The following is a 13,897-nucleotide window of genomic DNA, read 5'->3' as shown; positions in this document are numbered from 1 at the left end:
GGTTAAAATTTCTTTTGAATGTTACTATTGGTAATGGGATTACCTGGGTCTGGAAAAAGCTATTTTGCCAATAAGCTGGCAGCTGAAACCAGTATGATTTACCTGAGTAGTGATCAGGTTAGGATGGAAATGGGATTAAGAGGCCAATACAGTAGCCATGACCGGCAAAAGGTTTATGACGAGATGGCAGAGAGGGCTCAGAAATTTTTACAAGCGGGGAAATCGGTTTTGGTGGACGCCACCTTTCAAAGCAATGAAAACAGATTGACATTTCAGGAAATAGCTCTGAAAATGGGACAATCCTTTATCTGTATCCGGGTTTGGGCTGAGGAGGATTTGATTGAAAAACGACTGTCAAAAAGCAGGGAGGAAAGCGATGCGGATTTTTGGGTATATCAAAAATTGAAAAGGGACTTCGACCCGATAATAGGTAATTACCTGGACATCCAATCGGAAGACGGTAAAATAGCTGGTATGATACAAAAAGCAGTTAATTATTTAGAAAACCGAAATGAAAGCTGAGGACATCCAATTATTGGCCAGAGAAGGGCTTTATCTGGGCCGAAGGATTGAAGGAGAAGTAGTGGAAACCCATATTTCCTGGGTCATTTTAAGCCATATGTGGGTCTTTAAAATCAAAAAACCGATCAGGCTTTCATTTCTGGATTATTCCAGCCTTGAATCAAGAGCTTATTTTTGCGACCAGGAGATTCAATTGAATGCTCGTTTTTCTTCCATTTATATCCGGAGCTGTCCGATTACCTGGAATGATGGGAAATGGGAAATGAATGGAAAAAGAGGGGTCATTCATGATTATGCCGTAATGATGAAACGTTTACCGGAGGATCACAGGATGGATAAGATGTTGCAATCAGGAGAGGGTGCTCCCTTTCTGATCGAGAAGCTTGCCAATAAAGTGGCCTTATTTCACCGCAGTCAGCCCGCAGACAATTCGCTATTCAATGTAAAGGAGGCGAGGGGTATTTTTAACGATATTTTAAATAATGCCCACAAGTATACCGATGAGCAGGAGGAATTTCTTCAAAAGGCCGTTCAATGGAGCGATTTGTTTTTGGAGAAACACAGCAGGAGATTAAGGGAAAGGGCCAGTTTAGGTTGGGTGCGTGATTTGCACGGAGACCTGCACACGGGCAATGTCTTTCTGACCGACCCCCCGGTTATTTTTGATTGCATAGAGTTCAGTAAAAGCATGCGTACCATAGACCTGCTTTACGAGGTAGCTTTTATCTGCATGGATCTGGAGCGTTTTGGCAAAGAGGACTGGTCGGCTTTGTTTTTGGAAACGTATCTAAAAAAAATTCCTGTACTGGATCCGGGCAGGGATAAAGCAATATTTAATTATTTTAAATGTTTGCGGGCCAATATTCGGGCAAAGGTTTTGGGAATGGATCCCTCGGAAGATAAACGAAAAGATCAAAGCGTCTATTTGGCGCTGATGGAACGGTACATTCAGCAGGATGGGTAGCATAAAGTGTTTCCTGTAATCCCACTTTAGCGGATCAGTGACCCAACTTGCTTTCAATCCGATACCTGCCCGATCCCAGCGTTAGCTCCAGCTTTCCCCCGGTAAAAGGACCAGGGTTTAGGTCCTTATGTTCTTGCAGGGATTTATCGTCAAGTGACACCGAATTCGGATCACTTGTTGGGATCAGAATAACTGCTCTGGTATTTACCGGGATGAGCACTTCAAGAACCAGGTTATCTTTAATTTTCCTCCAGGAGCTGATGATTTCTCCATGAATGGAATGGTAGCTTCCATGCACCCGTCTGATTTCATTTACTGGGATCTCAGGGGCAATGGTAAAGGACTTGTACCCGGGTAAATCAGGTTTAATACCTACCATATTTCGAAACATCCATTCATAAACGGAACCAAAAGCATAGTGGCTAAATGAATTCATGCCCGCATTTAAAGATTCCATTTTTTCAGGATCATTTTTTACATAGCTGTCCCAGCGTTCCCATATGGTGGTAGCTCCGTTTTCAATCTCAAAGCCCCAGGAAGGATATTCGGTGTTTAATAGCAATTGAAAGGCCAGATCGGACCGGCCTGTTGCTGACAATGCGGGCAACAATTGTTTTACGCCTAGAAAACCGGTGGCCAGTTTGCCGTCATTTTCTTCCACCAGGCCGGCCAGATGTATTCCTGCCACTTTTTCTTGCGATTCGGTAAGAAAATCATGGTAAATGGCATTGGCATAAGCAGTCTGGGTATGTCCCGAAAAACCCAGCTGTCCGTCCACGTATCCGGCTCCATCTCCGTAGGGTTTGGGGTTAGTAGTCAGCTTGCCTGAGGCCTCATCAAGGTAATGGGCAGCAAAAGCAGATTTGATTTTTCCGGCCAGTTGGCGATAGTGTTGGTACCGGGAAGGTTTGCCAATGGCATTGGCCATTTCGGCCATCAATTGGGCTGTATAACCGTAATATATCGTAGCTAGTAAATCAGGAGGAGTCTTCTTTCCGACGGAAAGCCAATCTCCGTATCCCCCTTTTGGGTTTAGATCTGCAAAAGATCCTTCCGGATAAAAATACTGTTCGCCACTTCGTTTGCCATGAAAAGCCATGAATTTTTCCATGTTTTCCCAGGACCTCTCTATGATCCGGGTATCTCCATAGGCACGGTACATCTCATAGGGATTGATGATGCCCGCCTCCATCCAACCGGGGGCAAAGGTATCGGTAGCCCTTACGCGTGGAGCAGGCGCATAGTCGGGATAGGCACCGTAATCCCATTGAGCATCCTGCAAATCCCGGATCCATTTGGTGAAAAAAGCGGCCACATCCATATTTAAAGCCGAGGTGCCGCCATAAATCTGGGCGTCTCCGGTCCAACCCATCCGTTCGTCCCGCTGCGGACAATCTGTAGGGATATCTACAAAATTGGCCCGCTGCGTCCAAACGATGTTTTTGTACAGTTGGTTAACCATGGGATGATCGGTTTCAAAATGCCCCGCTTTGGGCGTATTTGATCCGAGCACTAAACCAGTAAAATTTTCTTTTTTGGGCGTCCCCGGAAAGCCTGTCACCTCTACGTATTGGAAACCGTGATAGGTAAAACCAGGAACCCATTCCTCTCCCTCTGGATCACCTTTTAAAATGTAGGTGTCCGTAGCTCTTGCCATGCGGAGATTTTCGACCATAAGGCGTCCGTCCGGATGAAGCATTTCCCCAAACCGGAGTACGATTTTATCTCCTGCCTGCCCCTTTACATTTAACTGAATCAGGCCGGCGAAATTTTGTCCCATGTCTATGATGTGTTTTCCGTCTTCCAGTTCTCTAATGGACACTGGCGAAAGGCTGTCCGTGACCTGAACCGGCTGTGCGGGATATAGCTGCAAATTGCGTTCGCCAACAGCAATGCGTTCGGCCGGATCCCAACCGCTGTCTTCGTATCCGGGGAGGTGCCAGCCTTCTGGCTCCTTACCTGCATCGTAGGTTTCTCCATGTAAGATATCCGATTCCAAAAGCCCCCCGGAGTTTACCTTCCAGTCAGGACCTGTTGCCACGGTCAGGGTTTGCCCGTTTTCATAAGTGAGTTCCAGCTGTGCTTTCAGTGCCGGTATGTCCCCATAGAATGCCCTCGCCACGGGGTTGCCAACCAATAATGCATATCCAATATAGCCGCTATACCAGCCGTAGGATAAGCGGGCCTGCAAAACCTGTGTTCCTGCCGTTAATTGATCGGTGACATCGTATGCCTGGTAGTATACCCGCTTGTCGTAGTCTGTCCAGCCCGGTGCCAGGTAATCCTTACCTACCCGGTTGCCATTTATTTTAAATTCGTAGAGTCCTAATGCAGTGATATATAATCGGGCTTTCTTTACTTTTTGCTCAATGTAGATTTCTTTTCGGAAAATGGGGGCGGGAGGCAGGTGCAATTCCTTTCCTTTGAATGGTACCGGCGCTGTCCTGGCACTAAAATCCTTTCCAATCCAGGCACTTTGCCAATCACCCGGGTGCAGTAAGGCCATTTCCCAGGTGGCAGCATCACTCCACCTGCCCTGCTCTCCGTGCTTATCCCAGCTAAGTACTTTCCAGAAGCACTGTTGCCGGGAGGAAAGCGGCTTGCCTTGATACTCGATCTGAGAAGTCTGTTCGCCGCTGATTTTGCCGCTGTCCCACAAGTCGGCTTTACCTGCTTCCAATAGCGCAGCATCACTTGCCACCAGCACCCGATAAGCAGTTTGGTATTGATCCTTTGTGGCTGATTCCAGAATCCAGCTAAAACGGGGTTTTTCCTCGTCAGTAAAGGGATTCGTTCGGTATTCCACCCTGAGGAAGGTAGGAGTCAAATCGCCGCCGGCCAGGGCAGAATGGTATAGCAGCAGGGAAAGCAGCCAACAAATCACGATGTTTTTCATAAGAAAAGGCATTAGGATTGAGTAAAAATAAGCAAGTTTTGGGAATAGCCTGTCCCGCACTGTCCCGTTTGATAGGATAAAACCGAAGAAATATATTCTTAAAATAGGACTAAATTCTTTCAAAAACAGAATTTCTTACTTAATAAAAACTGTTTATCGCGGGCGAATTAAGCGTACAGTGTTCTTTATTCGTATATTAACTGTCATCCTATGGATGATAATTTGACAATGGGGCAAATGATTGATATTTTAAAATACATAAATGAAAAAACTAATCACTTATCTACTGTTCACTTTTTTAGCAAATTTTTCATCAGGCCAACAATTTGAGTGGACTGATGCCATGGATTACCAGGCAGCTGATCCGATAACCTGGAATTCGCTCTATGGCGATGGGCAGGTTGAGACCTCAATTGAACGACAAAATGGATTTTTACGCTTCCATGTAAATGCGGAGGATGACAGGTATAATGTCTGGTGGGCGATCATGCAACACCCCATAACCTTACCCAAGGAAATCCCTTCCGGGGTGCCCCTTTGGATGGAAGCCGAAGTAAGATCAAGCCATCCAATCCGGAGAATTAACATGCGCTTATTTTCCCCTAATCAGAAAGGGGTAGACCATCATTCGAATTTAATGGAATTTGATTTGGAAGATACTGCCACCTGGTATACGATAAGGTTTAGTCCCGACAATTTGGACTATCAAAAAGGAGATCAGTTGACAGGCCATTTTGCGCTGATGGACTGGGGTGTCAATGCGTATTACCTCGATGTCCGGAATGTAAGGGTTTTTTACGATAAAGACGAAAACCTGAGTCCATCGGCAAATGCTCTGCCCTACCACCCAGAACCAAAAAAGCCGGCCTCCTTTGGCAATTCGGTGGTAGTAGATGATGCGGGAATGGTTGATTTTAAATATACTGACAAAAATCTGTCAGGTTGGGGTACTGGTGATATTCCACTTTTGAGTGTTTCTCATGAGCTGAGCACATTGTTAAAATGGGATCTTTCTCAGGTCAAGGGGACTGTTGATGGTTGGGGATTGTTGAGATTGGCCGTCTTTTCGAGCCAACAGGTGCCCGTGCCGGAAGATGAGTTTTGCAGACTCAGGGTCGTAGAAATTATTGGTGGAAATACAGATTGGGATGCAACTACACTCACCTATGAATCATTGGCACAAGGACGTGTAAAGACAGAACTTTTTAACGAACAAATGATTATCGATATGTTTGTACCAAAGGGTAATGATCAGGTAATGGATATCCCCTTGCCGCCAAATGTATTACAGAGACTGATTAGCGGACGCAGTAAAGGACTGGTTTTCTTCTCATTGGGAAGCTTACAGGTGTCTTTTTTCGCCAGTGGCAGCGGCGATAAAACAAAAAAACCAGTATTATACTTTAATTTGGAACCGGATTCCAACTAATACAATTACTAATTTTTGGCTTTCTATTTGCGATTTTTTTAGCTATCTGTACAAATGACTTTCCAAGACGAATCAAGCAACTATTTTGATAATGAGCCTGGTAAAAAATGAAGCCAGCTGCTGTCAAAGAATAACCGCCCCACTTTAAGTAGATTGAATAAAGTTTTCCGCAATGGACAAGCGGCTAAGGGTAAATCTCTTTTTAGTTCTGCGTCCGCCTGTCCATTTCATGATTTTTTTAAGGCTTTTCAAAACGGAGATTGTGTGCTTGCCTTTATTAATCATGATGCATTCAGCAAGTGCAGCCTGGCCTGCATCGGTTATTTCAGAGCGGGTGGGCATTCCAGATTTATGTAGGTTTTCCAATACCTGTGTGGCCCATACTACAGGCACATGGGCAGCTTCGCAGATCCAAAGGATTTCCTCCTGAATTTCTCCCATACGTTCAAAACCAATTTCTACGGCCAGGTATCCACGGGCAATCATGATTACACAAGGTGGGTGCATCATGCCTTCCGAAAGCAATGCCGGTAAATTGGCCACTGAATCCGTAGTTTCGATTTGATACACCAGGTCAGGACGGCGACCACCTATTTTTTGCAACTCTTTCCGAAGATGTCGAATATCTCCTGTGTTTTTCACGAAGGAATAGCCAATGAGGTCTGCATGGCTGCAAATAAAAGGCAGGCATGTCTTGTCATAATCGGTCAAAGAGGAGATGTTGAAGGTGGTGTCCGGAAAATTGATGCCTTTCTCTGATTTGATCTTTCCTTTTTTGGAAGAAACCCTGTCCAGGACCACAGCTGCGTTTCCATTTTCGGTTTGAGTGACCCTACCTCCGATCTCCCCGTCATCAATAAAAACCCGGTGCCCGGGTACCAAGGAAGAAATAATGCCCTCCTCATTCGGATGCAACACGACCTGATCCTCGCTGAAATGGTCCATGTTCTCGGAAAGCCAAATGGTATCCCCTACGGATACTTTAACCTTTCCTTTCTTTTTGCCCTTACCCAATAATACGGTTCTGATTTTTGGACCTGCCAGGTCCATGTGTATCTTGCAATGCTTTCCTGTCTTTTTTTCTGCCTCACGAATTTGGTCAATCATGGCTTTCCAGACCTTTTCATCATCGTGGGCGCAGTTGATTCGGGCCACATTCATGCCCTGGACCATTAGGTTTTCCACCAAATCCGGATCATCGGCAAAACCCGTGTCAAAGGTTACCATTATTGTCGGTACTCCCTGATTTTCTGGTGGGCCAAATAAAACCCGGCTGTTCTCTGCCAATTGAGCCTGGCTGTACGTATAGGTGCAGGGGTTGAGTTCCTCCGGCTTGTAGTGGTGCCCAAGGCGTTCCCGAATGACCTGAATTTGCCTGTGAATATGGTTTTCTGAGTTGGATAGTGCGGAGAGGCCGTACAAATGCAGCTTTTCCTGCAAAGCTTTCCTGTCCTCACTTCTGAAAAAGAGGTATTGGATCAGGTTTCTGGCAGCTGCCTGGGAGCTTTCAGGAATCCCTTCTATGTATTTTTGATGCTTTTGGCTGGTTTCTATTAAGGCCTGCTCCAGGCTTGCCAGTTCCTTATTCAGTTGTTCTAATGCTGTTTTCATCCGGGGTAAATATAGAAGTTATTCCGGGCATTTTAATCCCCAGAATGGTGCCAAAACATGGTTTCAAACGAAAATTAATCCGATTATTAAACACACCCCCTTTTTCAATGCCAAATGGAGCGTCAACCGGCATGATTGAAACCGAAAAATTGCCTTAAAAAAAAAGCGGGGCATCCATGGGATGTCCCGCCTTACTGTCAGCTGTTTGGCTTATTAATTATTGCTCCAGTCTTCCCAGCCTCCGGCATAGTTGGAAATATTATCGAAGCCATTGGCCCTTAGCAGAGAATAGGCGATGGCCGCCCGGCCACCACTTTGACAATGGACAATTACGGGCTTTTCCCTGGAAACTTTATCCAGGTTCTGGTCCAGCTTACCTACAAAAAGATTTTTCGCCCCTTCGATATGGCCTTTTTTGTATTCAGAGGCTCCCCGCACATCAATTACCTGCACGGTTCCTTTTTCGAGCTGCTGCTCAACCTCCTTTTTATCGATGGCCTGGTAATTTTCCAAGGCTTTTCCTTCAATGTCGGCCAATTGTCCGGGAGTAATGTATCCTTGTATGTTATCCAAACCGATTCTCATCAATTTACGGGTAAGCTCTTCTACCTCATTTTCTTCGGCGATCAGCACAAAGAATTCATCATAATCCATGTACCAGCCCATCCAGGTGGAGAAGGTGTTGGTATTCGGGATGTTCAGAGAACCTTTCAGAAAACCCTTGGAAAAAGCTTCCGGTGTGCGAACATCGATGATTTTCAATCCTTCTTTTTTGGCTTTTTCAAATGCCTTTTGGGTAAGGTTTTCGATTTTCGGTACTTCGGTCAACAGCTTTCGGTCAACTTTGTTGAGCTTTTTCATCATGGCAAAATACCGGGGAGGCTCTGGCTGATCAGCCAAAAGCTCTTTGCTGAATGCTGCTTTATCGGCTAGCAACTGTAAAGCCCAATTCCTGATTTTCTCATAGCCAACAGTGGAGACGGGTACCGCTCCGAGAGATTTTCCACAGGCAGAGCCGGCTCCATGACCAGGCCAGACCTGAATAAAATCTTGTAGTTTGTTAAATGTCTTAAGGGAATCGTACATTTGGGCTGCGCCAATATCCTGGGTGCCTTTCAATCCTGCAGCTTGTTCAAGCAAATCTGGTCTTCCCACATCCCCTACAAACACGAAATCTCCCGTGAAAAGCATTACCGGTTCCTGGGTGGCGGGATTGTCGGTAAGCAGAAAACTAATACTTTCCGGGGTATGGCCCGGAGTATGCAACACTTCGAAGTCCAGATTGCCCAATTTAACATGATCCCCTTCCTTCAGTTTGTTGTGGGGAAATTCATATTTCCAGTCTTTATCTCCCATATCGGAAAGGTACATCTGCGCACCTGTCAGTTTGGCCAGCTCCCGGGAACCACTCAGAAAGTCAGCATGGATGTGTGTTTCCAAAATATGAGTGATTTTCATATTATTGGCTTTGGCTATTTCCAGATAGGTGTCCACATCTCTTTTTGGATCAATCACAGCGGCTACACCTCCTGCCTGACATCCTATTACATAACTGGCTTGCGCCAAACTTTTGTCATATACTAATTCGAAAAACATCGCTATTTTTTTAGTTTATCATTTATTCATTTTTCAAACGGGTGGACCAGAAGTAGGTTCACCCAAATCTTATGCAAGTTTAAGCATTACTGATTTCCCGGGATGTGATAATTATTACGGAAACCATTTACAGCTATAATAATAATTGAATTCCGGTTTATGAAATTGAATGCGCTTGTTTTAACAGTGCTTTGTAGGAAACCCCGGCAATCCTCTCCTTTTGAATGGAGTTGGTGATGGATGTAATTGAAAGAACTGAGTTTGTCATTATTATTTATTCAATCTAAATAAAGGCTGAAATACTTATTATTCCGCAAAAAATATATTAAAATTGCCTTTTCAAATCATCTAACGGAATTGGTCTTTAATTCAAAATGCTCATGACTGCAACCGGACTTAAAATCAACCAAACATACGAAATCGAAGGTATCTCCGCATCACCCCTGATGGTAAGGATGATGGAAATGGGGGTAATGCCCGGTAAAAGCATCAGTCTTCTCCAAAAAGCTCCATTTAAGGGGCCCATGGCATTTTTAATCGAAGGAAATATTCTCGCATTAAGAATAGAAGAAGCCGACCTTATCCAAATAAAAGGATCCTAATACATGGAAGTGTCAGAAAAGAAAGCTGTAAAAAGCATTGCGATTATAGGTAACCCCAATGTAGGTAAATCGAGTATTTTCAATCAGCTTACCGGATTAAATCAGAAGATAGGAAACTATCCGGGAATGACGGTAGACAAAATGATGGGCTATTTTCAGATAGGAAATAAAAGCTTTGAGTTGATAGATTTACCAGGTACCTATAGTTTGTATCCCAAGTCTGAGGATGAAATCATTGCACAAAAGGTATTGAACGGGCTTGGGATGGAAAAGCCTGATGCGGCATTGGTGGTTTTGGATGCCTGTAACCTGGAGCGCAGCCTTCTACTGGGAACACAAGTGTTGGATTTGGGCATCCCTATGGCATTTGTGGTCAACATGAAAGATTTGGCTGAAAAGCGAGGGCTTTCCATTCAGACTTTTGCATTGTATAAGGAATTGGGTGTTCCCCTGGTGCTGACAGATGCCAGAAACAACCAGGGGCTGGAAGCAGTCCGGGACCTGTTATCCAATGATGATTTCGCAGTAGGAAAACCATTTTATGAGTTGGGTTTTGCAGCACTGTTGGAAGAAGTCAGACTGAAATTCGGGTTTGAAACTCCCTATCAGGCATTTCAACAGTTGGTGTTTGCCGGGTATGACCCAATGCTTGACCAGGAAAGGAAACAGTGGCTGGAAGATAAAGCCAGGAGCCATGGTTTTGACAGCCAGATTCAGCAAACCAGGGAAACCAATCAACGCTTCGAAAAAATTAAATCCACGCTGAGCAGGACTCAATCTTCAGGTAGTGGTAAGCCCAAAAAGTTTCATGCCACTTTGGATAAGGTATTGATGCATCCTGTTTGGGGGTATGTTACTTTTTTAGGGATTATGTTGTTGATTTTTCAGGCCATTTTTGCCTGGGCCGAAGCACCAATGGATTTAATTGACGGTGTTTTTGCCGCCTTGAGCGGATGGGTTTCGGATACCCTTCCGCCGGGGGTTTTGACAGACTTGCTTTCCGAAGGTATTATCACCGGAATAGGAGGAGTAGTTATTTTTATCCCTCAAATTGCGCTATTGTTTGGATTCCTGGCTTTATTGGAAGATACGGGATACTTTTCCAGAGTGGTTTTTCTGATGGACAGGCTCATGCGGCCATTTGGATTGCATGGAAAGAGCATTGTCCCCCTCATTTCCGGAATGGCCTGTGCCATTCCCGGGATCATGGCCACCAGGAATATCAGCAATACCAAAGAAAGATTGATTACTATTCTGGTAACTCCATGGATGAGTTGTTCTGCCAGACTCCCGGTTTACATCATATTGATTGGACTTACCGTACCTGATGAGGCCTGGTTGGGGATAAACCTTCAGGCTTTAGCCCTTTTGGTGATGTACCTGATAGGCGCTGCTTTTACCCTTTTGGGGGCTTTTGCCTTAAAATTTGTATTGAAGTCCCAGGAAAAAAGCTTCCTGATGACGGAATTGCCCATTTACAGAATGCCTCGCTGGCAGACGGTATTGCTGACCATGTTCAACAAATCGAAGATTTTTGTTTTGGAAGCAGGAAAGGTAATACTTGCCATATCCATTGTGCTTTGGGTCCTGGCCAGTTATGGGCCTTCCGGAGAAATGGAAGCCATTGAAGCTGAGGAGAAAGCCATGTTGGAAAATGTAGTGGAGGAACAAAAGTTTGAACTGACCAATGAATTTGCATCCAGGAAGCTGGAGGCTTCCTACATTGGGATTTTGGGAAAAGCCATTGAACCAGCCATTCGGCCTTTGGGCTATGATTGGAAGATTGGGATTGCTTTATTGACTTCATTTGCGGCCAGAGAGGTCTTTGTCGCCACTGTAGCTACCATCTACAGTGTGGGAGAAAATGTTGAGGATGAGTTGACTATCAGAGAAAAGCTGAATAAGCAAGTGCATGCCGACACCGGAGAAAAGGTGTTTACCCGGGCAACAGGATTTTCTCTAATGGTATTTTATGCGCTTGCCATGCAATGCATGAGTACGGTTGCCGTGGTTTACCGGGAAACGAAAAGTTGGAAATGGCCGGTTTTGCAAACTATTGGTATGACGATTGTGGCCTATCTGGGTGCATTGATCACCTATCAAATCTGGAGTTAATCATGTGGCAGGAAATTATTGTGGGTATATTGTTTACCGGAGTTATCTTCTTCTGGATTTACAGGACCTGGATTAAAAAACGGGTGAAGGGCCAGAATGGCTGTGGCTGTGACAAATGTGGATAAACTCTTTTGTGGATTGCTGTTTCTTTTTCCCTTTTAACAATTACATTTGGTGCTGGTTTAATTTTCCATTAAGAAATGATACGGGTAAGGATCCGGTTCTAAGAATCATGAAGTGGACATACAGTGTAAAAAATAAAATAACAGCAGCAAGCTTGTTATTTGGGGTAATCGTGGTTGTTTTGCTGATCAATTTTAATCAACGCAACCAAATTGAAGAGCTGAAATCTGCCTTTGAGTCCATTTACAAAGACAGGCTGGTTGCAGAAAGCTATATATTGGATTTCTCGGAAAAGCTTCATGACATGCATGATGCGATCAACGATCCGGCTTTACCCTTTTTAAAAAAACAGGAAATTGCCAACAAGATTCTTAATGAAATCGATACCCTCAATCATTTGTATGAAGCTACCCGACTGACAGATGAAGAGGCCCGGTATTTTGTCCACTTTACAGGACTCACCCATGAAATGGACCTAAGGTTAAAAGCTGGTGATTTGGATAGCGAGGAACCGATGATCCGTTCAGCACTTTTAGACCTGCATTCCCTTTCTCAGATCCAATTGAATGAGGCGGATAAGTTAAAATCAAAAACAGACAAAATTTTTTCCATGGGAAGCATCCTGTTGCAATTTGAAATGGTGGTCCTGATCATTATCTGCTTATTGATACAGGCCCTGTTTTTTGCTTCAAAAACCAGCAATGGATTTAAAATTCCGGAAAACCCCAATTTAAACTAAAATCACGCACTCATGCATGATTGTGCACCAAATGGTCTGCCTGGAAGGATTGTATGGCAGCTGCAGTCAGTTCAAAAGAGTACAATCGCTTTTTATGGTCATATAAATTGGTGGTGACCATCAGTTCATCAATTTTATGCCGGTTTACAAATTTTTCCAGTCCGGCTTTGACTGTCGCCTGACTCCCAATAAAGGAATATTGCATCATGTGCTGTAAGGCGGCGGCCTCTTGTATGGACCAGATTTGATCCATATCTTCTACAGGTGCTGACAAGGGGTAGGAGCGTCTGCGGATGATTCCCAATGCCATTTGATAAAAAGAACTGGCCAGAAATTGGGCTTCATCATCCGTATCTGCAACGATTACATTGACGCAGGCTATCAGATAGGGCTTGGGGCAATTCGCCGAAGCCTGAAAATTGTTTTGATAATAAGCCGATGCCTGCTGGAAATAATTGGGAGCAAAGTGACTGGCAAAAACATAGGGCAAGCCCCGGGATGCAGCCAGGTAGGCGCTGTCCATGCTGGACCCAAGTAAATATATGGGCACTGTTAATCCCTCGGCAGGGAATGCCCTTACCTCAGCGTCCAAATTGTCTACCGAGAAAAATTGTTGTAACTCCTCCAGGTCCTGAGGAAATTCCTGGACGGTTTCCATTCTTCCGCGCCTCAAAACTGCTGCGGTTTTTTGATCCGTACCCGGAGCTCTTCCCAGACCCAGGTCAATCCTTCCAGGATACAAAGTGGCCAAAGTGCCGATTTGTTCTGCCACCATCAAGGGGCTGTGATTGGGGAGCATGATACCCCCTGACCCGACCCGTATATGCTGGGTTCCCTGAGCTATATAACCCATTAAAACTATAGGAGAAGAACTTCCTACATGTGGCATGTTGTGGTGCTCTGCCAGCCAAAACCTATTGTAGCCCCATCTTTCTGCATGTCTGGCCAGGTCCAGGCTCCTGGAGTAGGCATCTGAAGCATCATGGTCCTTTTTTAAAATGGCCAAATCAAGTATGGAAAAGGGAATATTTGTAGACATAGGTATTAAAACTATTGAGACCTTTTTTTGGTTCCTGCTTCTAAACAAGGAAATTAAAATCCACAGATTGAGGAGTAATGGAGGGAAAATGCCACAAACCCGTAGTAAATTCCTTCATTCGGTCGATTCCTTTTATAAAATCAGAATTCACCCGATTGTTTGCTGGTTTATCCCTCTACAGTGCTGATAGGATTGCTGATTTCGGGAAAAACTTAAAAAGCCATCTCAGAACAGAAATGGCTTTTTAGTTAAGGTAAAGCT

The 13,897-nt window shown here is 44.5% G+C and carries 10 protein-coding genes; 6 read left to right on the top strand and 4 right to left on the bottom strand.

The features are described from left to right. Window positions 1-18 precede the first annotated feature (18 nt). Both HUJ21_RS12700 and HUJ21_RS12695 read left to right on the top strand, forming a co-directional pair. Window positions 19-522, top strand: a complete 504-nt coding sequence (locus tag HUJ21_RS12700; protein ID WP_291370354.1) for an ATP-binding protein — start codon at window positions 19-21, stop codon at window positions 520-522. Continuing rightward, on the top strand, window positions 512-1,486 hold the full coding sequence (locus HUJ21_RS12695) for a phosphotransferase (RefSeq protein WP_291370352.1): 975 nt from the start codon (window positions 512-514) through the stop codon (window positions 1,484-1,486). Before HUJ21_RS12700 ends, HUJ21_RS12695 begins: the two co-directional genes overlap by 11 nt. A 34-nt stretch (window positions 1,487-1,520) precedes the next feature. Here HUJ21_RS12695 and HUJ21_RS12690 read toward each other — a convergent pair whose 3' ends face one another. Next, entirely contained in the window at window positions 1,521-4,382 is a 2,862-nt protein-coding gene (locus tag HUJ21_RS12690; RefSeq protein WP_291370350.1) for an alpha-L-rhamnosidase, read from the bottom strand. Between the two features lie 262 nt (window positions 4,383-4,644). Between HUJ21_RS12690 and HUJ21_RS12685 the strand changes: the two genes are divergently transcribed. Next, window positions 4,645-5,811 (top strand): hypothetical protein, encoded by a 1,167-nt coding sequence (locus HUJ21_RS12685; protein WP_291370348.1) that lies wholly within the window; start codon window positions 4,645-4,647, stop codon window positions 5,809-5,811. Window positions 5,812-5,955: 144 nt separating this feature from the next. Here the strand turns inward: HUJ21_RS12685 and HUJ21_RS12680 are convergent, their stop codons facing one another. Beyond that, entirely contained in the window at window positions 5,956-7,422 is a 1,467-nt protein-coding gene (locus tag HUJ21_RS12680; protein WP_291370347.1) for a pyruvate kinase, read from the bottom strand. A 213-nt stretch (window positions 7,423-7,635) separates the two neighbouring features. After that, a complete protein-coding gene (locus HUJ21_RS12675; RefSeq protein WP_291370345.1) occupies window positions 7,636-9,018 on the bottom strand; it encodes an MBL fold metallo-hydrolase in 1,383 nt (460 codons plus the stop codon). A gap of 380 nt (window positions 9,019-9,398) precedes the next feature. Between HUJ21_RS12675 and HUJ21_RS12670 the strand changes: the two genes are divergently transcribed. The 3 genes from HUJ21_RS12670 to HUJ21_RS12660 all read left to right on the top strand — a co-directional run bounded on the left by HUJ21_RS12670 (window position 9,399) and on the right by HUJ21_RS12660 (window position 12,597). Then, window positions 9,399-9,620: a FeoA family protein gene (locus HUJ21_RS12670; protein WP_166151093.1), complete on the top strand. Its 222-nt coding sequence runs from the start codon at window positions 9,399-9,401 to the stop codon at window positions 9,618-9,620. A gap of 3 nt (window positions 9,621-9,623) precedes the next feature. Continuing rightward, complete coding sequence (gene feoB, locus HUJ21_RS12665) at window positions 9,624-11,735, top strand: ferrous iron transport protein B (RefSeq protein ID WP_291370341.1); 2,112 nt, start codon at window positions 9,624-9,626, stop codon at window positions 11,733-11,735. A 232-nt stretch (window positions 11,736-11,967) separates the two neighbouring features. Next, window positions 11,968-12,597 carry a hypothetical protein gene (locus HUJ21_RS12660; protein WP_291370339.1) on the top strand — a complete coding sequence of 210 codons (630 nt, stop codon included), beginning with the start codon at window positions 11,968-11,970 and terminating at the stop codon, window positions 12,595-12,597. Window positions 12,598-12,607: 10 nt separating this feature from the next. Here HUJ21_RS12660 and HUJ21_RS12655 read toward each other — a convergent pair whose 3' ends face one another. Continuing rightward, a complete protein-coding gene (locus HUJ21_RS12655) occupies window positions 12,608-13,636 on the bottom strand; it encodes an LLM class flavin-dependent oxidoreductase (RefSeq protein WP_291370338.1) in 1,029 nt (342 codons plus the stop codon). Window positions 13,637-13,897: the final 261 nt, after the last annotated feature.

This window comes from Cyclobacterium sp. (assembly GCF_014762705.1).
GTDB lineage: Bacteria > Bacteroidota > Bacteroidia > Cytophagales > Cyclobacteriaceae > Cyclobacterium.
The sequence above is the reverse complement of the archived record's forward strand: the minus strand, read 5'-3'. Positions and strand labels throughout refer to the sequence as shown.

Excerpts from the sequence above, each read along its gene's own strand:
- HUJ21_RS12660 (WP_291370339.1), top strand. The coding sequence starts at position 11,968 with ATGAAGTGGACATACAGTGTAAAAAATAAAATAACAGCAGCAAGCTTG.
- HUJ21_RS12655 (WP_291370338.1), bottom strand. The coding sequence starts at position 13,636 with ATGTCTACAAATATTCCCTTTTCCATACTTGATTTGGCCATTTTAAAA.
- HUJ21_RS12675 (WP_291370345.1), bottom strand. The coding sequence starts at position 9,018 with ATGTTTTTCGAATTAGTATATGACAAAAGTTTGGCGCAAGCCAGTTAT.
- HUJ21_RS12690 (WP_291370350.1), bottom strand. The coding sequence starts at position 4,382 with ATGAAAAACATCGTGATTTGTTGGCTGCTTTCCCTGCTGCTATACCAT.
- HUJ21_RS12685 (WP_291370348.1), top strand. The coding sequence starts at position 4,645 with ATGAAAAAACTAATCACTTATCTACTGTTCACTTTTTTAGCAAATTTT.
- HUJ21_RS12695 (WP_291370352.1), top strand. The coding sequence starts at position 512 with ATGAAAGCTGAGGACATCCAATTATTGGCCAGAGAAGGGCTTTATCTG.
- HUJ21_RS12680 (WP_291370347.1), bottom strand. The coding sequence starts at position 7,422 with ATGAAAACAGCATTAGAACAACTGAATAAGGAACTGGCAAGCCTGGAG.
- feoB (WP_291370341.1), top strand. The coding sequence starts at position 9,624 with ATGGAAGTGTCAGAAAAGAAAGCTGTAAAAAGCATTGCGATTATAGGT.
- HUJ21_RS12700 (WP_291370354.1), top strand. The coding sequence starts at position 19 with ATGTTACTATTGGTAATGGGATTACCTGGGTCTGGAAAAAGCTATTTT.
- HUJ21_RS12670 (WP_166151093.1), top strand. The coding sequence starts at position 9,399 with ATGACTGCAACCGGACTTAAAATCAACCAAACATACGAAATCGAAGGT.